The 20,280-nt window shown below is 64.4% G+C and carries 22 protein-coding genes and 3 pseudogenes; 10 read left to right on the top strand and 15 right to left on the bottom strand.

Annotated elements, in window-relative coordinates; translation table 11 throughout:
• Window positions 1–71 precede the first annotated feature (71 nt).
• Window positions 72–1,216: pseudogene (locus NW75_RS05360) on the bottom strand (acyl-CoA dehydrogenase family protein).
• A gap of 170 nt (window positions 1,217–1,386) precedes the next feature.
• On the opposite strand from NW75_RS05360, the gene NW75_RS05355 reads away from it, so the two are divergent.
• A complete protein-coding gene (locus tag NW75_RS05355; RefSeq protein ID WP_033964177.1) occupies window positions 1,387–2,220 on the top strand; it encodes an SDR family NAD(P)-dependent oxidoreductase in 834 nt (277 codons plus the stop codon).
• Window positions 2,217–3,646: pseudogene (locus NW75_RS05350) on the top strand (MFS transporter). The gene NW75_RS05355 and the pseudogene NW75_RS05350 overlap by 4 nt, the downstream one beginning before the upstream one ends.
• Here the strand turns inward: NW75_RS05350 and NW75_RS05345 are convergent.
• Window positions 3,643–4,095, bottom strand: coding sequence for a hypothetical protein (locus NW75_RS05345; RefSeq protein WP_033964176.1), 453 nt, complete (start codon window positions 4,093–4,095; stop codon window positions 3,643–3,645). The pseudogene NW75_RS05350 and the gene NW75_RS05345 sit on opposite strands and share 4 nt — an antisense overlap.
• A gap of 202 nt (window positions 4,096–4,297) precedes the next feature.
• On the opposite strand from NW75_RS05345, the gene NW75_RS05340 reads away from it, so the two are divergent.
• Window positions 4,298–4,846 carry a CHAP domain-containing protein gene (locus NW75_RS05340; RefSeq protein ID WP_033964175.1) on the top strand — a complete coding sequence of 183 codons (549 nt, stop codon included), beginning with the start codon at window positions 4,298–4,300 and terminating at the stop codon, window positions 4,844–4,846.
• Between the two features lie 30 nt (window positions 4,847–4,876).
• Here NW75_RS05340 and msrB read toward each other — a convergent pair whose 3' ends face one another.
• Window positions 4,877–5,368, bottom strand: coding sequence for a peptide-methionine (R)-S-oxide reductase MsrB (gene msrB / locus NW75_RS05335; protein ID WP_033964183.1), 492 nt, complete (start codon window positions 5,366–5,368; stop codon window positions 4,877–4,879).
• A gap of 136 nt (window positions 5,369–5,504) precedes the next feature.
• Here msrB and NW75_RS05330 point away from each other — a divergent pair, with 136 nt between their 5' ends.
• Both NW75_RS05330 and NW75_RS05325 read left to right on the top strand, forming a co-directional pair.
• The gene (locus NW75_RS05330; protein ID WP_033964174.1) at window positions 5,505–5,786 is read left to right on the top strand and encodes a hypothetical protein; all 282 of its coding nucleotides are present in this window, start codon (window positions 5,505–5,507) and stop codon (window positions 5,784–5,786) included.
• A 75-nt stretch (window positions 5,787–5,861) separates the two neighbouring features.
• Window positions 5,862–6,677 (top strand): hypothetical protein, encoded by an 816-nt coding sequence (locus NW75_RS05325; protein WP_033964173.1) that lies wholly within the window; start codon window positions 5,862–5,864, stop codon window positions 6,675–6,677.
• Here NW75_RS05325 and NW75_RS05320 read toward each other — a convergent pair.
• The 3 genes from NW75_RS05320 to NW75_RS05310 form a co-directional block, all read right to left on the bottom strand.
• Window positions 6,664–7,905 (bottom strand): cytochrome P450, encoded by a 1,242-nt coding sequence (locus NW75_RS05320; RefSeq protein WP_033964182.1) that lies wholly within the window; start codon window positions 7,903–7,905, stop codon window positions 6,664–6,666. The genes NW75_RS05325 and NW75_RS05320 overlap by 14 nt on opposite strands.
• A gap of 37 nt (window positions 7,906–7,942) precedes the next feature.
• Window positions 7,943–8,851 carry an ABC transporter permease gene (locus NW75_RS05315; RefSeq protein WP_331386005.1) on the bottom strand — a complete coding sequence of 303 codons (909 nt, stop codon included), beginning with the start codon at window positions 8,849–8,851 and terminating at the stop codon, window positions 7,943–7,945.
• 330 nt (window positions 8,852–9,181) lie between these two features.
• On the bottom strand, window positions 9,182–10,105 hold the full coding sequence (locus NW75_RS05310; protein WP_033964172.1) for an ABC transporter ATP-binding protein: 924 nt from the start codon (window positions 10,103–10,105) through the stop codon (window positions 9,182–9,184).
• Window positions 10,106–10,153: 48 nt separating this feature from the next.
• Here NW75_RS05310 and queG point away from each other — a divergent pair.
• Window positions 10,154–11,216 (top strand): annotated as a pseudogene (gene queG / locus NW75_RS05305) (tRNA epoxyqueuosine(34) reductase QueG).
• A gap of 7 nt (window positions 11,217–11,223) precedes the next feature.
• On the opposite strand, the gene NW75_RS05300 reads toward queG, so the two are convergent.
• From NW75_RS05300 to NW75_RS05265, 8 genes are all read right to left on the bottom strand, one after another.
• Entirely contained in the window at window positions 11,224–11,592 is a 369-nt protein-coding gene (locus NW75_RS05300; protein WP_033964170.1) for a hypothetical protein, read from the bottom strand.
• A complete protein-coding gene (locus NW75_RS05295) occupies window positions 11,589–12,269 on the bottom strand; it encodes an EI24 domain-containing protein (RefSeq protein WP_033964169.1) in 681 nt (226 codons plus the stop codon). The genes NW75_RS05300 and NW75_RS05295 overlap by 4 nt, the downstream gene beginning before the upstream one ends.
• 65 nt (window positions 12,270–12,334) lie before the next feature.
• Complete coding sequence (locus NW75_RS25970; protein WP_231564972.1) at window positions 12,335–12,577, bottom strand: hypothetical protein; 243 nt, start codon at window positions 12,575–12,577, stop codon at window positions 12,335–12,337.
• Window positions 12,578–12,904: 327 nt separating this feature from the next.
• Window positions 12,905–13,729 (bottom strand): flagellin, encoded by an 825-nt coding sequence (locus tag NW75_RS05285; RefSeq protein ID WP_033964167.1) that lies wholly within the window; start codon window positions 13,727–13,729, stop codon window positions 12,905–12,907.
• A 266-nt stretch (window positions 13,730–13,995) separates the two neighbouring features.
• Window positions 13,996–14,754 (bottom strand): flagellar basal body L-ring protein FlgH, encoded by a 759-nt coding sequence (gene flgH, locus NW75_RS05280; RefSeq protein WP_033964166.1) that lies wholly within the window; start codon window positions 14,752–14,754, stop codon window positions 13,996–13,998.
• 49 nt (window positions 14,755–14,803) lie between these two features.
• Window positions 14,804–15,265 carry a flagellar basal body P-ring formation chaperone FlgA gene (flgA, locus tag NW75_RS05275; protein WP_033964165.1) on the bottom strand — a complete coding sequence of 154 codons (462 nt, stop codon included), beginning with the start codon at window positions 15,263–15,265 and terminating at the stop codon, window positions 14,804–14,806.
• Window positions 15,262–16,047 (bottom strand): flagellar basal-body rod protein FlgG, encoded by a 786-nt coding sequence (gene flgG / locus NW75_RS05270; RefSeq protein WP_033964163.1) that lies wholly within the window; start codon window positions 16,045–16,047, stop codon window positions 15,262–15,264. Before flgG ends, flgA begins: the two co-directional genes overlap by 4 nt.
• Before the next feature lie 37 nt (window positions 16,048–16,084).
• Entirely contained in the window at window positions 16,085–16,828 is a 744-nt protein-coding gene (locus NW75_RS05265; protein WP_033964162.1) for a flagellar hook basal-body protein, read from the bottom strand.
• A gap of 114 nt (window positions 16,829–16,942) precedes the next feature.
• On the opposite strand from NW75_RS05265, the gene NW75_RS05260 reads away from it, so the two are divergent.
• From NW75_RS05260 to NW75_RS25965, 4 genes are all read left to right on the top strand, one after another.
• Window positions 16,943–17,494 carry a flagellar basal body-associated FliL family protein gene (locus NW75_RS05260; RefSeq protein WP_052192238.1) on the top strand — a complete coding sequence of 184 codons (552 nt, stop codon included), beginning with the start codon at window positions 16,943–16,945 and terminating at the stop codon, window positions 17,492–17,494.
• Window positions 17,491–18,519: a flagellar motor switch protein FliM gene (fliM, locus tag NW75_RS05255; RefSeq protein WP_033964161.1), complete on the top strand. Its 1,029-nt coding sequence runs from the start codon at window positions 17,491–17,493 to the stop codon at window positions 18,517–18,519. The genes NW75_RS05260 and fliM overlap by 4 nt, the downstream gene beginning before the upstream one ends.
• Window positions 18,516–18,887 (top strand): DUF6468 domain-containing protein, encoded by a 372-nt coding sequence (locus tag NW75_RS05250; RefSeq protein WP_126848011.1) that lies wholly within the window; start codon window positions 18,516–18,518, stop codon window positions 18,885–18,887. The genes fliM and NW75_RS05250 overlap by 4 nt, the downstream gene beginning before the upstream one ends.
• Before the next feature lie 183 nt (window positions 18,888–19,070).
• Window positions 19,071–19,475, top strand: a complete 405-nt coding sequence (locus NW75_RS25965) for a MotE family protein (RefSeq protein WP_231564971.1) — start codon at window positions 19,071–19,073, stop codon at window positions 19,473–19,475.
• Here NW75_RS25965 and NW75_RS05240 read toward each other — a convergent pair.
• Window positions 19,447–19,851, bottom strand: a complete 405-nt coding sequence (locus tag NW75_RS05240; protein ID WP_033964179.1) for a flagellar basal body-associated FliL family protein — start codon at window positions 19,849–19,851, stop codon at window positions 19,447–19,449. The two genes, NW75_RS25965 and NW75_RS05240, sit on opposite strands and share 29 nt — an antisense overlap.
• Window positions 19,852–20,280 lie beyond the last annotated feature (429 nt).

Below are 20,280 nucleotides of genomic sequence, written 5' to 3'. Positions count from 1 at the left end.
CGCACTGCCCCTCTCCCGCGCGTCGCTTCGCTCGCTTGCCCTCTCCCCGCCTGCGGGGAGAGGGAGAGTGGTTACCCCCCGCGCTTGATCGTTTCGCGTGCGATGATGAGTTGCTGGATCTGGCTGGTGCCTTCGTAAATACGGAACAGCCGCACGTCGCGGTACAGCCGTTCGATCCCGTAATCGGCGATATAGCCCGCCCCGCCAAAGATCTGCACCGCGCGGTCCGCTACACGCCCGACCATCTCGCTCGCATAATATTTGGCCGCCGCCGATTCCATGACGACGTCCTTGCCCGCATCCTTGCCCGCCGCCGTCTCCAGCACCAGCGCGCGCGCGGCGAGCGCTTCGGTCTTGCTGTCGGCGATCATGGCCTGGATGAGTTGATGCTCGGCAATCGGCTTGCCGAACTGCTTGCGCTCGGTTGCATAGGCCACGCAATCCGCGATCAGCCGCTCGGCCACCCCGACGCACACCGCCGAAATGTGCAGCCGCCCGCGATCGAGCACGCGCATCGCGATCTTGAAGCCTTCGCCCTCGGCCCCGAGCCGGTTCTCCACCGGCACCACGACGTCGTCGAAATGCACGTCGCGACCTTCGCGCCCTTTTGCCCCATCTTCTTTTCAGGCTCGCCGACGCTGACGCCAGCCAGCGCGCGCGGCACCAGAAACGCCGACACGCCACGCGCGCCGGGATCGTCGCCAGTCCGCGCCATTACCGTGAACAGATCGGCCTTGTCGGCATTGGTGATGTAGCGCTTGGTGCCGCTCAGCCGATAGGACTGGCCGTCGAAGGTCGCCCGCGTCTTCACCGCACCCGAATCGGAGCCGACATCGGGTTCGGTCAGCGCAAAGCTGGTGATGATCTCGCCGCTTGCGATGCGCGGCAGCCACGTATCCTTTTGCGCGGCATTGCCCGCCATCACCAACCCTTGCGAGCCGATCCCGACATTGGTGCCGAAGGTCGAGCGGAAGGCGGGGGTGGTGCGGCCAAGCTCGATCGCGACCTTGGCTTCTTCCAGCATGGTCAGGCCAAGGCCACCATAGTCTTCGGCGATCGACAGCCCGAACAGGCCCATGTCGCGCATTTCGCGGACGATGTCGGCGGGGATCGCGTCGGCGTCCTCGACCGCGCCCTCCAGCGGCCGGAGCCGCTCCGCGACGAAGCGCCGCACGGTTTCGATCAGCGCGTCGAAAGTTTCGGGGTCGAGTGCCATGATCTCTCTTCTCTGCGCCATCATTGCGAAACGGGGCTTGGCGGCAGTGGTAGGGAAATGCCGGGATCGTCGCAAGGCCGCACCAAACCCGAAATTCCAAAAATACCACGACAGCACGGATTGACCGGCCCATGACCCGTACTAAGGTGACAAAAACACAGGAGAGTGAGATGCGTTTTGCGGGCAAGCGCGCCGTCGTCACCGGCGGAGCCTCAGGAATTGGACGTGCTACCGCGCTGCGGCTGGTGCGCGAAGGGGCGGAAGTGTGGATCGGCGATGTCGATGTCGCCGGCGGGCAGGACCTTGCCGAAACCTCCAACGGGCGCATCCATTTTCTCCGCACCGACGTGACCGAGGTCGCCGATATCGCCGCCCTGCTACAGGCGGCGGACGATGCCGGGGGCATCGATGTGCTGTTCAACAATGCCGGGGCGGGCGGCGCGCGCGAGACGATCGACGCGATTTCGCCCGAGGATTGGGATCGCACGCAAAGCCTGTTGCTGCGCTCGGTCGCGATGGGCATCCGCTATGCCGCCCCGCTGATGATCGCGCGCGGCAAGGGCGGGGCGATCGTCAACACGTCGTCGATCGCAGCACTCCAGACCGGCGCAGCACCGACCGCGTATTCGGTCGCAAAAGCTGGCGTGTTGCATTTGACGACGCTTGCCGCCGCCGACCTGTCGCAGCATAACATCCGCGTCAACGCGGTGTGCCCGGGCTTCATCACCACCAACATCTTCACCTCGGCACTCGGCATTTCGGGCGAAAAGCGCGTGATGGCCAATGGCATGATCGAACAGGTCGCAGCGCACGCGCAGCCCTTGCAGCGCGCGGGCACCGCCGACGACATCGCCGCCGCCGTCGCCTATCTGGCCAGCGCGGACGCAGCTTTCGTGACCGGTACGCATATCGTCGTCGATGGCGGCATGACGATCGGCCCGCGTCACAGTTGGGACCCGAAGACGCCGTCGCTCTTTTCCAGCCTTGAGGCGTTTACCGCGTGACCCCGCCGCTCGCGATCCCGGCGGCGCGACGCCTCGGCGCGCGTAGCCGTTGGTCGTTCGGGCTCGGTTCGATCGCTTATGGGGTGAAGGACAGTGGCTTCGCGACCTTCCTGCTGCTGTTCTACAATCAGGTGATCGGCTTGCCCGCCGGACTGGTGGGCGTGGCGATCATGGCGGCGTTGGTGGTCGAGGCGTTTGTCGATCCGCTGGTCGGCTATCTGTCGGATCATACGCGAGGGCGCTGGGGGCGGCGGCATCCGTGGATGTATGCCTCGGCACTGCCGGTGGCGATTGGCTGGCTGTTATTGTGGAACCCGCCGCATTGGTCGCACGCGGCGCTTGGCTTCTATGTATTTGGCAGTGCGCTGTTGGTGCGGATCGCCTTGTCGGCGTTCGAGATTCCGTCCTCGGCACTCGGGCCCGAACTCAGTTCGGACTATGACGAGCGCACCCGGATGTTCTCTTATCGCTATCTGTTCGGCTGGGGAGGCGGGTTGGCGATGCTGGCGCTGGCCTATGGCGTGTTCCTGGTGCCCGACGCGACGCATCCGGTGGGGATTCTCAACCGCAATGGCTATGCCGGCATGGCGACGCTGGCGGCGGTGGTGATGGCAGTATCGATCGTGGTGTCGTCGATCGGGCTACACCATGAAATTCCGCTGCTACCGCAAATCCCGAAATCGCAGGAAACGCTGGCCGAGCATTTTGCCGATTTTCTCCGGACCGTCCGCAATCGCGGCTTTCTGATCCTGATGGCGGCGGGGGTGTTCGCCTATACCGCGCAAGGCGTGTCGTTCGCGCTATCAACGTATATGTATCAGTTCGTCTGGCAATTTGCGGGCCGCGATTTCAATTGGCTGTCGCTCGCGCTGATGATCGGGGCAGTAGGGGCGTTCTTCCTGGCCCCCGCGCTGACCAGGGGCGGCGACAAGCCGCGCATCGGCATGATCGCGTCATTTGGTGCCGCCGTGCTGCTGGTGACCCCTTATGTGCTGCGGCTGGCGGGCTGGTTTCCAGAGCCGGGCTCACCACTGCTGCTGCCGGTGTTGCTGACGATCTTTGCGGCCAACACCGCGTGCGGTGTTTCAGCTTTTATCCTGGGCGCGGCAATGCTGTCGGACGTGGTCGAGGAATCCGAAGTGCGCACCGCAAACGATCCGAAGGCGTGTTCTTTGCCGGTGGGTTTTTCGTGCAAAAGCTGGTCGGCGGGCTCGGCATCTTCCTGGCCGGCGCAATCCTCGCGTTTGCGCAGTTTCCGCAAGGCGCGCGCCCCGGGATGGTGCCGGCTGAGACGCTCGACCGGCTGACAATCGTGTTTATCGCACTGGAGCTCGCCTTTTACGGGATGGCGGGGCTTTGCTATGCGCGTTTTCCGTTCGGGCGCGCGGACCATGATGCGCGGCTGGTTTCGGCGGCGCGGGGTTAACCCGCTACGGGTCGGACGAAGCTGCTCAACACCCAGCCCGATTTGCATGGCCCCGCATAGGGGCGCGCATTGGCCAGCGTGGCCGCTACCCCGCAATCCAGTTGCGGGGAATCGGTCGGCGCGACCACCACGCCCTGCCAGCGTTGGTCGAGCGAGCGCTGACACAGGAACAGCTTCGCGCCCTCGCCAAGCCGGGCGACTTCCTGCGCCTCGGCAAAGGGGGCGGCGCGGAGCGGCAGATAGGCCTCGCCTTCGGGCGACACGTTCACGACCACGCCGGAACTGGCGCAGGCCGGATAGGCCGGGCCGCCGTCACCGACACGCACGGCCTGCACGCCTGGGGTGAGGGTCGTGGTATTGCTCTGATAAAGCGACGGATCGTTGCTGAACGCGCCTTCCCGCGAGCAAGCGGTCAAGAGCAGGGCGATCACCAGGATGCTGCGGTTCATGGCCGATTCTTAGCCGAGTGCTGGTCCGTTGGCGAGCGGGCATCATCCAAAAGCACTGTTTCGGCAGCGGCGAAAAGCCACCCATCGTGCGACAAACTCACTTCGTCGGAAATGGTTCCGTTCGCCGCGTGGCGGGGTTTCCAACCCCGCTATGAACTGCTTTGAGACACTCAACGAATTCATCGCGACCTGAGGGGGTCACATGACAATCCGGACTTTGACAGCGCGTTTTGCGCTGGTGGTATCTTGCGCCCTGATGACGGCGACCCCAGCGATGGCCCAGTTCTGGCAGTGCGCGCCTTATGCACGGATGATTTCTGGCATCGAGATCCGCGGCAATGCCAACACCTGGTGGGGCCAGGCCGCCGGTCGCTATGCGCGCGGCCATGCCCCCAAGGTCGGTGCCGTGCTCGCTTTTGCCTCGACCAGCCACATGCGCCTCGGCCATGTTGCTATGGTCAGCGAAGTGGTCAGCGATCGCGAAGTCCTGTTGACCCACGCCAATTGGTCGCGTCGCGGCGGTGTCGAGCGCGATGTCCGCGCGATCGACATTTCGGAAAAGGGCGACTGGACGCGGGTTAAGGTCTGGTACGGCCCGCAGGGTGGCCTTGGCACCTCGGCCTATCCGACCAAGGGCTTCATCTATGCCGAACATGCGCCCCTGAACGACCAGGGCGACGACGCAATCGACAGCACCGCCAAGGCCCCGATCATCCTGGCCTCGCTCAGCCAGGGGGCGGCGCGCTTCTAAGCCGCCAACCCGCCGCGCTGCGGCCCGGCGTTACGCTTTGCCGAGGGTAAAGCTCAGCGCCACGCCGTTCATGCAATAGCGCTTGCCCGTCGGTTGCGGGCCATCATCGAACACATGGCCAAGATGGCCGCCGCAGCGTCGGCAATGCACCTCCGTCCGCGTGAAACCGAGCGAACCGTCGGCGCGGGTGCGCACGGCATTGGGCAGCGGTGCCCAGAAGCTCGGCCAGCCCGTGCCGCTATCAAACTTGGTTTTCGACGAGAAAGCGGGGAGGGCACATCCCGCGCAAGAGAACACCCCCGCACGATGTTCGCTGTTGAGCGGGCTGGTAAAGGGCGTCTCGGTGCTTTCGTGGCGCAGCACGACATAAGCGGCGGGCGAGAGCTTCTTCCGCCACGCGGCATCGCTCAGCACCACTTCGAACTGCTCGGGCGCGCTCGCCGTGGCTCCCTTGCAACCGAATAGAGCAATCGCGGCAGCACCGGTACCTGCGAGGCTGAGGAATTGGCGGCGGTGGGGCATCAGGGCGGGCATCGATAGGGTCCTCTTTTCGGGCGTCATGTGGCTATACGTGCGCGGCGACACAATAGTTACGCAGCTTTCCCCCGATGGATGCACTGCGCCCGGAACCGCCTGCAATCTCGCGCGCTTTTGGCATATGACGATGCAGCAACTCGATCCGCCGCTTCCGGTGCATGTCCTCGACAAGGGCGCAGGCTACGCCTTCGCCGTGATCGATTACGGCCAGGAGCATAACCTCATCTGGGTCACCGCGATCAACGAGACCGGTGAAATCTGGTGCGCGCCCAATCCACGCGTGCGGATGCAGGCCAACTGGACGATGGGCCGCAAGAAGCCAGCGGCAATCGCGCGAGAAAATGGCGATTGCTCAGGCGCGGGCGAGCCGGTGGTAGCGGAAGCGATCGCCAAGCCGAACTGAGCAATGATGGTTTGACTCGGCAGATGCCGATCTGCATCCTCCGGTCGGCATGCGGGGGCATGCGGGGGAAAACCGATGCCGTTCCGCTACGCGCCGTATTGGCTCGCCGCCCTGCTCGCGTTGACCGTACTCGGCTTTTGGCCGGGCTATTTTTCGATATTGGCAAAGGCACCCTGGGGCTTTCATCTCCACGGCATCAGCGCGACCTTGTGGCTGATCCTGCTCGGCGTGCAAAGCTGGTCGGCGCATGCGCGGCAGATGGCGCTGCATCGCCGTGGAGGGATGGCGAGCCTCGTGCTCTTTCCGGTGTTTTTCGCCGGCAGCGCGGGGGTGATCTGGAGCATGGCCGCCGCAACCGCCGCAGGTGACCCCTTCTACCAGATTTATGGCGCACGGCTCGCGACGATGGATCTCATTTCGACGCTGCTGCTGGGCTATCTCTATTACCACGCGCTGGCCGAACGCGGCCGAGTGCAGTTGCACGCGCGGTATCTGCTCGCGACGCCTCTGCCGCTGATCATGCCGATTGTCGGCCGGGTATTCGCTGGGTTCGTGCCGGGGTTGGTCATTCACGGCCCGCACGATTTCGCGCTGTTCGCCTGGTCGGTGCGCCTGTCGAGCGTGGTGGCGCTCGCCCTGACCGCATGGCTCTATGTCAGCGCGCCGCGCCACGGCAAACCCTTTGCGGTCGCTGGTGCGGTGCTGCTGGTACAGACGATAGTGTTCGACACGCTCGGCGCGACTTATGGCTGGGACGCGGCCTATCGCTCGCTCGCGCTGTTGCCGGTGGCACCGTTACTGCTCACCGGCCTGGTCGCGGGCGCTGCGGTCGCCTGGTTCGGCTGGGCCGCGGGGCAACGTCCACGCGTCCGCGCGGTCAGTACCGGCTGATCTCGACCGGCAACTTGCGATAGCCATGGACGAAACAGGCGGCAACGCGCTCGGGCTCGCCGAGCACGTTTACGCGCATCCGCCGCTTGGCCATCTCTTCCAGCAACACCGAAACCTGCAATTCGGCGAGGCGTGCGCCAACGCAGCGATGGATGCCGTGCCCGAACGCCAAGTGCCGACGCGCATTCGCACGATCGACGATGATTTGGTCGGCATTCTCGAACACGCTCTCGTCACGATTGGCCGACAGATACCACAAGGCCAATTTGTCGCCGGCCTTGATCTGTTGCCCCTCCAATTCGGTATCGGCGGTGGCGGTGCGGCGCATATGCGCGAGCGGCGTTTGCCAGCGGATCACTTCCTGCACGGCATTGTGGATCAGCGATGGGTCGGCCTCGAGCTTCGCGCGCTGGTCGGGGAATTGGTCGAGACCGTAGGCGACCGCGCTCATGGTGTTGCGGGTGGTGTCGTTGCCGCCAACGATCAGCAGGATCAGGTTTCCGAGAAACTCCATCTGATCCATCTCGGCCATCGCGTCGGAATGGATCATCATCGAAATGAGATCGGGGGTCGGATCCTTGCCGACCTTGGCGTTCCACAAATTCTGAAAATAGGCACCGCATTCATACATGTGCTTCAGCCGTTCGAGGCGCAGTTCGTCATTCTTGGCGAGCTCGATGTCGCCCGCCCAGTCCGACCAGAAGGTCAGCTTGCGGCGTTCCTCCCACGGAAAATCGAACAGGATCGCCAGCATCTGCGTGGTCAGCTCCACCGAAACGGTATCGACCCAGTCGAACGGCGTATTCCAGTCGAGCGAGTCGAGAATTTCGGACGTGCGCGTGCGGATATTGTCGCTCATCCGCACCATTTCGGAAGGCGTGAAGGCAGGGGCGACGGTGCGGCGCTGCCCGGTATGTTTCGGACGGTCCATCGCAATGAACATCGGCATCCGCACGTCGGTCGGGTTATTTTCGATGAAGTCGGCGAGCGTAATGCCGCCGGCCTGCGACGAATACAGATCGGGCAGCGATTCGACCGTGATGATCGGCTTGTAGGTGGAAACCGACCAATAGGGGCCGAAGTCCGAATGCTCGACGCGGTGGACCGGCGATGTCGCGCGCAACTCGCGGAACGGTGCTTGCCAAACGTCGTCGCGATAGAGTTCGGGACGGCTGACATCGAGCGGATCGACCGCGCGCACGGGTGCTTCGGGTGCCAGAGTCGCCATCATCACTCTCCTGTCTTTTTATGGAGAGAGAAAAGCCCTAACTGACACTCATGTCAACAGGGTTTCGCCGTCGGAACAGCGGTCCTCCGCTACCCGATTTGAGGACGCCGCGCCGGAATGCACGCGCGCCGATCGTGATCGCGATCGCCACCCACAAAGCCTGCCAGCCAAGCGCGGCGGCGTGTGGCCACAGGTCGGGCTTGTCGGCCGCGCGCGCCGCCATTGCGTAAGGCGAGCTCAGCGGAAACAGCTCGATAAAGCGCGTCGTTGCAGCCTCGGGTGCGCCGATTGCCTTTAGCGCGAGCCCGAACATCGCGACCTGGATGATGGTGATCGGCAGCGACAGCATCTGCAATTCGCGCGGGGTCGAGGCTTGCGCGCCCGCGCCGAGGAACACCGCACCGAGCAGCAGATAGGCCATTGCAAAATAGGCGAAGAACAGCAGGAAGAACATCGGCACGCCCACCGCCGGGCCGATCTGGCCGATCGCGCCGGCATATTGCGCGGGCAGGATGCCACCGACCTGGCTGACCAAAGTCGCCCAGAAGGCGACGAACAGCAGCGCCGACCCGAACATGCCGAGCAGCTTGCCGAAGAACACCGCTTCCAGCGGCACGGCAGCGGCGAGCACCTCGATCACCTTGTTGCTGCGTTCCTCCATCATCGTGCCGACTGCCTGGCCCGCGAGCAGCAGCGTCAGGAAAAAGATGCCGATAACGGCGATGAACGCCGCCTGCTTGTGCCCGCCCTCGGTCGGCGCGATGCGCGCGATCGAGGTCAGCGTCGCGGTGCTGAGCGGCGCGGTCTGCGCAGGATTGGTGCGCAGCGTCGCCTCGGCCAGCGCCGCCATATAGCGCGCATCGCCGCGCCCCTGGCCATCGTAGAGGATCGTCGGGTGGGCAAGATCGCCGAACAAGGCGGCGGAGACATCCGCCCCCTTGCGCACGGTGAAGGCCGCGCGCGCTGTGCCTGCGGGTCGCCGTCGGATTTTCCAGCGTCAGCGTGGCGGGACGATCCCCGCGCGGGAACATCGCGCGCAGCCGTGCGTCGGCGGCGCGCATCGCCGCCTGCTGTGCGGGGGCGACGATCGCGACGATGCGGGTCTTGTCGGTCGATCCGCTGGCCACGCTCGACGCGCCCATCCCGCCGACCAGGCCGAAGCCGATCGTGAACAAGGGCGAGAGCAGGAACAGCAGGAAGGTGGGGGTGAACACCGTCGCCACAAAGTCCCGCCGGGCGATGGTGAAGGTCTGGCGGATGATGCGCGGCAGCTTGCTCATTGGCCTTGCTCCAGGGCGGCTTTGCCGACAATGCGGACGAACGCATCATGCAGGCCGGGGCGTTCGATCGAGAGCCCGGCAATGCCGTGGCCCGCGCCGATCAGCCGACTGAGCGCTTGCTCGACCCCGCCATCTGGCACTTCGAAATGCCATCCTTGCCCATCATGCATGGCGTCTTGCGGCAGATGCGCGGCGATGGCGGCATCGTCGCGTTCGGGCACGTAATGCGCACGCATTGGCAGCAGTCCGCGCGCTTCGGCAACGGTGCCCTCGAAGCGGCGCTTGCCGCCCGCGATGATCGCGAGCCGGTCGCATAGCCGCTCGGCATGGGCCATCACATGCGTGGAAAACAGCACTGTTGCCCCGCGATCGCGCTCGGCGAGGATCAGCGCCTCCAGCCGTTCCTGGTTGACCGGGTCGAGCCCGGAAAAGGGTTCGTCGAGCACCAGCAGATCGGGCTGGTGCACGACAGCACCCAGCAATTGCACGAGCTGCGCCATGCCCTTCGACAATTTGCGGATTTTGGTGTCGACCGCATGGCCAAGTCCGTTGGCTTCGAGCAGCGCCACCGCGCGCTTGCGCCCGGTCTTGAGATCGAGCCCGCGCAACGCGCCCATGAAGGCGATCGCATCCTTGGCGCGCATCGCGGGATACAGGCCGCGTTCCTCGGGCAGATAGCCGACGCGGTCGCTGGCGTCGCGCGGGCGATCATGGCCGAGCAGCGTGCGCGTCCCGCCATCTGGCTCGATAATGCCGAGCAGCATCCGCAGCGTGGTGGTTTTGCCCGCACCATTGGGGCCGAGCACGCCGTAGATCGTACCCGTTGGCACCGCGATATCGACCCCGTCGACGACGCGCCGGTCGCCGAAGCGCTTGACCAGGCCCGATGCGCGGACCGCGAATTCCTGCCCCAACACCAATTCCCTGTTCCAGCCCAATTCCCTGTTGGGCAGTGCCCGTGGTAGCGGGTGGTGGTGCAGTTCGACAAGTCACTCCATGCCCGCCTGGTGGCGAAGGCGTCCGAATGTGGGTTCGCCGCTTGCGGTGTCGCCTCCGCCGATGCCGCGCCCGAGACGGCGGCGCGGCTGCGGCAGTGGCTGGCCGAGGGGCGGCACGGCGAGATGATCTGGATGGAGGCGCGTGCCGATCACCGCGAATCCCCCGCTGGCCTGTGGCCCGAGGTGCGCAGCGTCATTGCGCTGGGGATGAGCTACGCCCCCCGCGCGCGATCCGCTGGCGCTGGCCGGGCAAGGTGGCATCGGGCGGATTTCGACCTATGCGCAGGGCGGCGATTATCACGACGTCGTCAAACGCGCGCTGAAAGCGCTCGCACGCTGGCTGGTGGGGGAGGTGCCGGGCATCGACGTCAAGGTGTTCGTCGATACCGCGCCGGTCATGGAAAAACCGCTGGCGGCGGCGGCAGGGCTCGGTTGGCAGGGCAAGCACACCAATCTGGTGAGCCGCCACGAGGGAAGCTGGCTGTTTCTGGGGGCGATCTACACGACGTTGGAGGTGGCGGAATTCGGTGCGGAGGAGGCGCAGGAGCGCGACCGCTGCGGCTCGTGCGACGCGTGCCAGCGCGCCTGCCCGACCGATGCCTTTCCCGCACCGTACCGGCTCGACGCGCGCCGCTGCATTTCCTACCTCACGATCGAACATGCCGGGCCGATCCCGCACGAATTTCGCGAGAGCATCGGCAACCGCATCTATGGCTGCGATGATTGTCTCGCGGTGTGCCCGTGGAACAAGTTTGCCGAGGCCGCGCATGCCAACCGCGCCTTTCGGCCGCGTGCCGAACTGGCGGCACCGGCGCTGGCGGATCTGCTTGCGCTTGACGACGCGGCGTTCCGCCAGGTGTTTTCCGGCTCGCCGATCAAGCGCATCGGCCGCGACCGGATGATGCGCAATTGCCTGATCGCGGCGGGCAATAGCGGCGATGCTACGCTACGCGCGCCGGTCGCGCGGCTGCTTGATGATCCCAATGCCGTGGTGGCGGAAGCTGCGGGATGGGCGCTGGCGCGGCTGGCTTAGGCGCGCGCTACTTCCGTCGTCCCGCCTGCAACGCCCCGACGCAGCTCGCGCGGTCGATCGGCGATCCGTCGTTCTGGCGCGCGTCGAGATAGGTGACGACAGGCTCGGCAGTGCCCTTGGGATAGAGATAGGTGTCGAGCACGCAGGTCGCATTGCCGAATTGCAGCTTGCGCGCGGTGCCTTCGCGGGTATCGGCGACCGGGGCCCCGAACATCCGCGTCAGATTGGCGGCGTTGGTCCCCAGCACATGGTCAAGCCCGGCCGTTCCAGTCGGGATCGGGATGAGCGGCGGGCGCACCGTGCTGGGCGCTGGTGCCCCAGTGGTCGCGCAGCCTGCGACAAGCAGCCCCGCCGTCAAAGCGCCAAGAAGCTTCATGTGTTTCGCCCCGCATGGAACAGATGGGTGGCCATCGCCGCGCCAAGGATCGGCGCGAACAGGTTGAGCACGGGAACCATGAACAGGGCGGTGCCCGCAACCCCCAACGCGAAACGATCGACCGCGCCGGTCTTGCGCCAGTCTCGCATCATCGCATCGGGAATGTGGCGCGCGGCGACCATGGTGCCGAGATCCTGACCAAGCAGCCACCCATTGACCAGGAAGAACAGCAGCCAGGTGCCCAGTCCGGTGGCGAGCAATGCGAGATAGATCGGGGCCAGCGCGATGTTGATCAGGATCGCCCGCAGCGCCGACCGCACGCCAAGCGCGATACCGCGCATTAGCGGCACGGTGCGCGCGGTGGCAAGGGCGCTGGGATAGTGTTTGGCCTCCACCGCAATCACGATGTCGTCGGCAAACACGCCCATCACGCCAATTGCGATCACACGAAACAGCAGCCAGCCAAGCCCGAACGCGGCGAGCAATGCAAGTGCGCCGAGCAGCCCCCCCATATGCGTCTCCCAGCCGAGCCATGCGGCCAGCCGGGTTGCACCATACCACAGCCCGCCTCCCGCCGCCGTGAGCAGCGCCAGGGTCACCGCGAGGGATTTCAGGAAGACGGCGGCAAAGGCGCGGTCGCCAAGCTGGCCAATCGCGAGGAGGAACGCGCGGAGCATGGCCGCAGTCTTAGCGATCGATCGTGAAATACGAAACCAGCGTGCCGCCTAACCGCCGCGCGACGCTAATTGTAGCGCGGCGATCGCGCGGGCGCGCGCAGCCCTTCGCTGGTATGGGCCGAAATCAGGCAAAGCTCGGCATACAGCCGGTCCCACAAGGACGCCGGGATATCGAGGGCGACGAGACCCCCGTCCTGAGTCAGGGCCAGATTGACGACGGGGTCGACCACCAGCCGGAATTGCGTCGCAAACGGGCCGCCGACGATTTCGTCGGGAAGCCCACCCGACAGGGACAGGCGTGCGGCCATCAAAAAAGGCGCGCAACACTTCGGCACCATAGCGATCGAGCAGCGCACGCGTGCCGTTGCTCAGGTCGCCCCGTTCCAGAATGACCAGGCTGCCGGAATGGCGATCTTCGGCCGTGACACGGAGCCTGCTGCCCAGCCCGTCGGCTATCTCTCTAATGCGCAGCGACAATGCTCAAACTCCTGTTATCCTTGTTCCATTATAGCGGGGATCGCGCCCGCATTCGGTCGCCGCGACCGATGAAACGCAGGGTAAAAAAGAAAAGGGGCCGACGTGGTTTCCCGCGTCGACCCCAGTGCAGCGACCAGATACGCGGCCGCTGATCTCTCTTAACGGAACAGCGACGTAATCGCCTGCGGTGCCTGGTTGGCGATCGAAAGCGCCTGCACACCGAGCTGCTGCTTGACCTGCAGTGCCTGCAGATTTGCAGACTCCTTGGCCAGATCCGCATCGACGAGATTGCCGATGCCCGTCGTGATCGTGTCCGACAGCTTGCTGACGAAGGTCATCTGGCTGTCGATCTTGCGCGAAGCCGAACCCAGCGTGCTGAGGCTTGCGTTGATCGTGTCGGACACGGTGTTGAGCGTCGTTACCATGGTCTTCGCGCCCGCAGCGGTCGTGAAGGTGGCACCAATCGCCGTCGTGACGCCTGTTTCGAAGTCCTGGTTGGCGACGTCGAGGGTGGCTGCGGTCGTATCGGTCGACTGCAGTGCCTTGACGGTGCCCGCCGAAACGCTCGACAGGAGGTTCGTACCGTTGAACGACGAGGACGAGATAACCGTGGCAATCTGATCCTTCAACGCGGTGAAATCCTTCGCGTTGGCGGACAGGCTGGCGGCATCAAGGCCGGTGTCGCTGGCGGTCGTTGCCTTTGCCTTCATCTGGTTGACCAGATCCGAGATCTGCTCGGCGCCGGCAGTTGCCACGTCAACAACGCTCTTGGCGCGGCTGAGCGAGGAGCTGACCGACTTCAGGCTACCCACGTCACCACGAAGGCCCTGGGCGATCGTGTACGAAGCCGAATCGTCCTTGGTCGAAGAAACCGACAGGCCGGTCGTGATGCGGGTTTGGGTCGTCGCGAGGGACTTGCCGGTCGCACTCAGGCTCTGGAGAGCCGTCATTGCGCCGACGTTGGTGTTTACCGAAAAGCTCATTGCAATTTCCTTCTAGGATTGAGAGCCGCATTCTGCGGCCTGGGGCTAGACGCCACCCCGGCGATGTTCGGCGAGAAATGCCGCTCACCTCTCCATTTTGGGAAAGTTATTGGATTACCAAAATCGAATGGCAATTTATTGAAGGTTACCAAAAGATGAAGGCGCGGCCATGGTCATCGCGACGCAATTGGCCCGCCTTCCCGCGCGCGGGAAAACGAGCCAATCGGCGATGGAAGCATCAGAAATAAAACAAAATATTAGGGATATCAGAAAGGGAACAGCGCGTCATAAATCTGCTGGCCCCAACGTGCCTGTTGCGCGTCGGTCAACTGACCCTTGCCGCCATAGATGATGCGCGCTTCGGCGATCTGGGTGTGCGGAATGCTGTTGTCGCGACCAATGTCTTGCGGCCGGACGATGCCGGTTACGATCAACTCGCGCATTTCGAAATTGACCCGCACTTCCTGGCGCCCGCGGATCATCAGGTTGCCGTTGGGCATCACATCGGTGACGATCGCCGCCATCGTCATGTTGATCGTTTCGGATCGCGCAACCGTGCCGGCACCGTTATAGCCTGAGGTGGATTTGGTATCGACCAGCTTCGACGGGTCGACTTGCCCGGGCAGAATTTTGGTCAGCGGGTTCTGTAGCCCCAACAAGGCGCTGATGCCGCTGGTTTCGGTACCGCCGCGGGTGCGGGTCGTTGCGTTGCCCAAGTCCGCTTTGTCCGCGATGTTGATGCGGATGGTCAGGATGTCGCCCTTTTGCGAGGCGCGCTGGTCGTGGAAGAACGCACCCGCGCCAGTGCGAAAGAGCGACGCATTGGGTGCCGGCGGCGGGGTCGTGGCCGCGCGGGCCTGGCCGCGCCGATCGGACGGGGCCGAGAGCGAGGGCTCCAGCGCCGGGCCATCGTCGGCACCGGCGGGGCTGAGCTTCGGTGCCTTGCCAACACTGGCCAGGCGACCGGGTATGCCGCATCCGGCGAGGGTGCTGGCGAGGAGAAGCAGCGCAAGAGTCTTTTTCATAGCGGTTCTTTCGGTTCGGCCGAAGGTGGAAGGCGGATCGGGTCGTTCTTCAAGGTGCGACGATGCGGACCGAACCGGTGCCGTCGACGATGCCGTCGAGGGTTCGGCTGGTGGTGTTGGTGACGACACGCACCATCTCGCCCTTCGCCCCGCTGGCAAGCGCACGCCCGCTGGCGGAAATCGTCAGGCCACCGCTGACCACGCGGATCATCACGGGCTCCCCGCGACGAACGAGCTGCTGCGGCATCAGGTCGGACGCCATGACGATGGATCCCGAAGGAAGCGCGCGACGCGCTTCGAGCCCGGCACAATCGCGCGGCGGCAGCGCCATGCGTGCCTGTGCCGCAGGACGCTGATCCTCGGTAAAGTCGGCCAGGGCCAGCACGTCGCCGCGCGCGATCGGATGGTCGAGCACTGCGACCCGGACCGCCTCGGGCGGCTGCGCCCAGGCGATGGCCGGCGCAGACGCCAGCAGCGCAAAGAGTGCCGCGCGACCGAGGGGCGTGCTCATCGCATCTGCGCCGTAGTGGAGAGCATTTCATCAGCCGTCTTCACCACGCGACTGTTCATCTCATAGGCACGCTGGGCACTGATGAGCGCGGTGATTTCCGAGACGGGATTGACGTTCGAGGCTTCGATGAAACCCTGGCTCAGCGTACCAAAACCCGGCTCACCAGGGTTGGCGGCGGTGGGCTTGCCGGACGCATTGGTTTCCAGGAACAGGTTGCCGCCCTTCGCCTCCAGTCCGGATTCGTTGATGAAGGACGCAAGCTGAATTTGGCCGATCGTTTGCGGGGTGGGGTTGCCCGACAGGGTGACCTGAACCTCGCCGGTCTTGGAAATATTGAAATCCACGGCACCCTGCGGGAGCGTGATGCCGGGCTGAACGGCATAGCCATCCTGCGTCACCAGCTCGCCCTGGTCGGAAATCTGGAAGCTGCCATCGCGCGTATAACCCGTTTCGCCCGAGGGAAGCGTGACTTGGAAATAGCCCTTGCCCTGGATCGCCACGTCCTGCGGATTGCTGGTCTGCGTCAACGCGCCCTGTTCGAGGATCCGGTAGACGCCGCCTGTTTTGACACCCGCGCCGATCTGAATGCCGGACGGGATCTTCGCATCTGCGCCGCCGGAGGCCGAGCCCGGACGCGAAACCTCCTGATACAGCAAGTCCTGAAACTCTGCGCGCTGCCGTTTGAAAGCGGCCGTGTTCATGTTGGCGATGTTGTTTGAAATCACGTCGACGTTGGTCTGTTGCGCGAGCATGCCAGTCGCGGCGATCGAAAGAGAGCGCATGATATGGGCCTTTCACTCAAGGAAGTGGGGTGGGGGATCAGCCGATCTTGCCGAGTTGATCGATCGCCTTGCGGCGCATGTCGGTCATGCTCTGGGACATTTGCTGGCTGGATTGGTACGCGCGCAAAATCTCGACCATGTCGGCGGTTTCGCTGATCGGTTGGACATTCGATCCTTCGACGCCACCGCTGCGCAACTTGGTTTCGGCTGCCGGAAGTTCGCGCCCGCCGGTCGCGGTCATCAGCCCGTCCCCGCGCGGGGTTACGCCGGCTTCGCTGGGGAAGACGGTAACCGCGATGCGTCCAAGCTGGCCGGTCTTTCCCGACACGGTGCCATCGGCCGCAACCGAAAGGTTGCCGGCATCTTCTAGGGGAATATTGATCGGCTTGCCGCCTTCGCCGAGCAGTCGCTGCCCGCTGATCGTGCCCAAATCGCCCGACGGCAGCACATGGATTAGCCCCGCGCGGGTGTAAGCGGTCGCCCCACCCGGGGCTTCGACCGCAAGATATCCTGGGCCGTCGATCATTACGTCGAGCGGATTGCCCGTGGCCTGAAACGCACCTGCCGTAGTGTCGTGCGTTGCGCCGTAATCCAGCACGAATGCGGTTGTTTTCGCGTCTTCGGTCACCGCCTGGTCGGCATGCTCGACATAATCGTGGAATACCGGCTGTTCGCGCTTGAAGCCCACGGTCGAGATGTTGGCCATGTTGTTCGCCGCAACGTCGAGCCGACGTCGCAACGCCTGCTCGTGGCTTAGCAGCACATAGGAAGAGACATCCATCAGCGGTTGCTTTCAAAATCTTTGTCGATCTGGACCACTAGGCAGAAATTGCCGCCCATTGATCCTATAATAGGATGGAATTGCCCAGCGGGTTGACCGCGCGGCGAAACAATCATGGGGATTAGGGCCTTGTCGGAACCGAACGTCACAACGAGCGAAGAAGGCGAGGAGGGGGCGGCCCCCGCAGCGCCCAAGGCGGGCAAGAAGAAGCTGCTGATCATCGTTGCGGCAATCGTCTTGCTGCTGCTGGCAGGCGGTGGTGCGGCCTTCTTCCTGTTGGGGGGCAAGAGCGACCCGAAAGCGGAGGCAGCCAAAGCTGAGGCGGCCAAAGCCGAGGCGGCCAAGCACGGCGGTGGAGAAGAAGGCGTAAAGTTTGTCGATATTCCGGCAATGGTCGTCAACATCCGCTCGCCGGACGGCGCGGCCCGCTTTCTGAAGGTGCACGTCATGCTCGTGCCCGGCACGATGAAGGATGACGCGATCAAGGCAGGCCTGCCGCTGGTGCTCGACGCGTATCAGCCGTTCCTGCGGGAATTGCGCCCGGAGGACCTTGCCGGTTCGGCAGCGGTGTTTCGCGTGAAGGAGGAACTGCTGGTGCGCACGACCGGCGCGCTTGGGGAAGGATCGGTCAAGGACGTGCTGATCGAAGACCTGGTGCAGCAATGAGCGACGATTTCGAGGAATTCGACCTTCCCGATGTCCCCATGGGTGGGGCGGTATTGGGCGACGGCACTTTCGATCAAGCCGCCATCGATGCGATGTTCGGCGATATCGGTGTCCCGCAAGAGGCCAAGAAGGGCCTGCGCGCGGTACTGGAATCGCGGGTTATCGCGCATGAACGGCTGCCGATGCTGGAGGTGGTGTGCGACCGTGTGGTGCGCGCCTTTTCCAGCTCGATGCGCAATCTGACCTCTGACGCGATCGAGGTCAGTCTGGAGGAGGTTACTTCGACGCGCTTTGGCGAGTTCGTAGGGCGCGTTGCATTGCCTGCCATGATTGGTGTCTTCCACATTCACGAATGGGAGAATTACGGGCTCGTCACGGTCGAGTCCGGCCTGATCTACGCCGTCGTCGATGCCCTGCTCGGCGGTCGCGGGGGCAGTGCGCCGGTATTGATCGACGGCCGCGCCTTCACCACGATCGAGACCAAGCTGGTGTCGCGTATGCTGGATCTGGCGCTTGCCGACTTTTCGGAAGCCTTCGCACCGATCGAGCCAATCACCATGGGTTTGGAGCGGATCGAGACCAACCCGCGCTTCGCGGCCATCGCAGGAAACAGTAATATCTGCGCGGTGGCGACCTTCCGGGTCGACATGGACGGTCGTGGCGGCAAATTCTCGATGCTGCTCCCCTATGCCACGCTCGAGCCGGTGCGCGAAAAGTTGTTGCAGCGCTTTATGGGCGAGAAGAGCGGGCGCGACCATATTTGGGAAGAGCATATGGTCTCCGAAATCAGCAAGACCGACATCTCGCTCGATGTCGTGCTCGGCGAAGCGGCGATGTCCCTCGATAAATTGCGTGGCCTTGCGGTAGGGGATGTCGTCAATCTGTCGCAGAGCCCGGACACGCCGCTGGAACTGCGATGCGGTGGCGTTCCGCTCGGGCGCGCCCAGATCGGGCAGCGCAGCGGCAAGATGGCCGTCCGCCTTATCACCGCTATATCCCGAAGCCCGTATCAGGAGTGCGCATGATGAATTTCGTCGCCTGTACCAATATCGCCACCGCGCTGTTCTGTGCGGCGGTCCTGATCCAGAGCGTGCGGATGATGCGCAGCCTGAAGGCGATGCGCAATGCGCCGCTGTCCGACGTTGTGGCGGCACTGGACGCTTCGACCGAGCGCGCGAAGACCGTGCTGTCGGAAATGAAGACGATGCTGTCGCATGGCATTGCCGCCAATGGACGCTGCTCGGAAGATGCCCGCAAGCTGAGCGATGAATTGCGGATCATCATCGAGATCGCCGACGCTGCCGCCGACAGGATCGTAGAGGCAACGTCTGCCGCCAACCAGCGCGCCCATGCCGAACGTACTCTGGCGGCCTATATTGGGGCGGACGCCTGATGGGTCGCCCCTCATTGCTCGTGATGACCGCCATGGCGCCGGGCTGTCGATCTTTGCCAACGGTGTTACCGCCGCGCTGCCAGCATTGGCGGATCAGCCGCAACCGACGCGTTTGGGCAGCGCCATCCAGGGCGATCTTGCGCGCGCGACGCCGCGACCAAGAAGCGCAACCGCGCGCTGGACATGCGCGAACAGGCCGCGCGCGCGGCGGAGGCGCGGTTGAAAGCTGATATGGCCGCGCGACAGGAGGCGGCGACCGCCGCAAAGCCCGCCGTCGCTGACGCGGCCGCGCCGAGCGCACCGCAATATGACAATCTGGCGCGGATCTATCAGGCGATGAAGCCTGCCCGTGCCGCAGTTGTTTTCGAACAACTCGAAATGGATGTGCAGATGCAGGTGGCACAAAAAATGCGGGATCGTTCGACCGCGCTGATCTTGGCGAGCATGACGCCGCAAGGGGCCGCCAATTTGAGCATGGCCTTGGCGCGCCGCAATGCAAATGCGGGGAAGAAGCCGGCTGCCGGTGTTACAAAGGGGCCGGTGCGCGCCGCGCAACCGGTCAGCCGTTCGTCGCCGACACCTCCGTGATCAGCACCCGCGCGTGGCCGAGATCGGGGCCAGCCATGGCGGCTGTCAAATTCCCTTCCAACAGTTCCGCATTGACCGGCAAGAAAGGCGACGCATGCAAGCGCGCAAAGTCGATCGCGCCGCCCATCGCGGCCTGGCGCAATATCGGCAGGCGCAGCTTCATCTTCTCGGCAGTGGCTGCATCTCCGGCGTCGAGGACGAGCTTGAGCCGCAAATTGCCGGTCAAGCGATCCGAGTCCACGATCGGTACGACGAAGGGGTCGAGTGCGACATATTGCGGTGCCGCGTGGGCGGGCTCGCTCGCGCCGCCGGACGCGCCGGTGCTGGCGATCACGATTGGCAGTGCGGCAATGGCTCGGGCGAAACGTTGGCGCATGATGTCTCCGGAGCGTGTCACCGCGACGACTGCGGGCGACACGCTCCCTCTATAATAGAACAATAAAGGAAGAGGCGTATCACCATGAGTCATGATCAGCGACCAAGTCGCGTCCGCGTGGTTGCCAGCCGCGACGCAACGGCGGCAGCGGCAGCCACAGCGTCGACCGGGGCACCCTTGCGCGCCGGCGACGTGGTCGCCACGCCGAACCTCCAAACCGGATCTGGGCCGGTCAAGCGCGGGATGATGGTACCGTCGCTGATTTTTGTATGGGCTGCGCCCTGGGCGGTGCCGGCCTCGGTGCCGTGTTGCTGGCGCGTTGATGCGACTGGTCTCGCTGCTCGCGCTCGCTTCGGCGACCGCCACGCCCCTTGCCGCAACGCCTGCCACTGCACCGGCGTCGCCCGGGCCGGTGGCGACCCGCGCCTT

The sequence above is a fragment of the Sphingomonas sp. Ant H11 genome (assembly GCF_000797515.1).
Taxonomy (GTDB): domain Bacteria; phylum Pseudomonadota; class Alphaproteobacteria; order Sphingomonadales; family Sphingomonadaceae; genus Sphingomonas.
Note: the sequence above shows the minus strand (reverse complement) of the source record. Positions and strands in the feature narration are given on the sequence as shown.

What these genes read in the sequence shown, in the direction of transcription:
- NW75_RS05330 (WP_033964174.1), top strand. Translation starts at nt 5,505, where the DNA reads ATGACGATGCAGCAACTCGATCCGCCGCTTCCGGTGCATGTCCTCGAC.
- flgA (WP_033964165.1), bottom strand. Translation starts at nt 15,265, where the DNA reads ATGAGCACGCCCCTCGGTCGCGCGGCACTCTTTGCGCTGCTGGCGTCT.
- NW75_RS05355 (WP_033964177.1), top strand. Translation starts at nt 1,387, where the DNA reads ATGCGTTTTGCGGGCAAGCGCGCCGTCGTCACCGGCGGAGCCTCAGGA.
- NW75_RS05265 (WP_033964162.1), bottom strand. Translation starts at nt 16,828, where the DNA reads ATGGATGTCTCTTCCTATGTGCTGCTAAGCCACGAGCAGGCGTTGCGA.
- NW75_RS05325 (WP_033964173.1), top strand. Translation starts at nt 5,862, where the DNA reads ATGCCGTTCCGCTACGCGCCGTATTGGCTCGCCGCCCTGCTCGCGTTG.
- NW75_RS05285 (WP_033964167.1), bottom strand. Translation starts at nt 13,729, where the DNA reads ATGAGCTTTTCGGTAAACACCAACGTCGGCGCAATGACGGCTCTCCAG.
- NW75_RS25965 (WP_231564971.1), top strand. Translation starts at nt 19,071, where the DNA reads ATGCGCGAACAGGCCGCGCGCGCGGCGGAGGCGCGGTTGAAAGCTGAT.
- flgG (WP_033964163.1), bottom strand. Translation starts at nt 16,047, where the DNA reads ATGCGCTCTCTTTCGATCGCCGCGACTGGCATGCTCGCGCAACAGACC.
- NW75_RS05295 (WP_033964169.1), bottom strand. Translation starts at nt 12,269, where the DNA reads ATGCTCCGCGCGTTCCTCCTCGCGATTGGCCAGCTTGGCGACCGCGCC.
- msrB (WP_033964183.1), bottom strand. Translation starts at nt 5,368, where the DNA reads ATGCCCCACCGCCGCCAATTCCTCAGCCTCGCAGGTACCGGTGCTGCC.
- NW75_RS05300 (WP_033964170.1), bottom strand. Translation starts at nt 11,592, where the DNA reads ATGAAGCTTCTTGGCGCTTTGACGGCGGGGCTGCTTGTCGCAGGCTGC.
- NW75_RS05240 (WP_033964179.1), bottom strand. Translation starts at nt 19,851, where the DNA reads ATGCGCCAACGTTTCGCCCGAGCCATTGCCGCACTGCCAATCGTGATC.
- NW75_RS05260 (WP_052192238.1), top strand. Translation starts at nt 16,943, where the DNA reads ATGGGGATTAGGGCCTTGTCGGAACCGAACGTCACAACGAGCGAAGAA.
- fliM (WP_033964161.1), top strand. Translation starts at nt 17,491, where the DNA reads ATGAGCGACGATTTCGAGGAATTCGACCTTCCCGATGTCCCCATGGGT.
- NW75_RS25970 (WP_231564972.1), bottom strand. Translation starts at nt 12,577, where the DNA reads ATGGCCGCACGCCTGTCCCTGTCGGGTGGGCTTCCCGACGAAATCGTC.
- NW75_RS05320 (WP_033964182.1), bottom strand. Translation starts at nt 7,905, where the DNA reads ATGGCGACTCTGGCACCCGAAGCACCCGTGCGCGCGGTCGATCCGCTC.
- NW75_RS05250 (WP_126848011.1), top strand. Translation starts at nt 18,516, where the DNA reads ATGATGAATTTCGTCGCCTGTACCAATATCGCCACCGCGCTGTTCTGT.
- NW75_RS05345 (WP_033964176.1), bottom strand. Translation starts at nt 4,095, where the DNA reads ATGAACCGCAGCATCCTGGTGATCGCCCTGCTCTTGACCGCTTGCTCG.
- flgH (WP_033964166.1), bottom strand. Translation starts at nt 14,754, where the DNA reads ATGAAAAAGACTCTTGCGCTGCTTCTCCTCGCCAGCACCCTCGCCGGA.
- NW75_RS05340 (WP_033964175.1), top strand. Translation starts at nt 4,298, where the DNA reads ATGACAATCCGGACTTTGACAGCGCGTTTTGCGCTGGTGGTATCTTGC.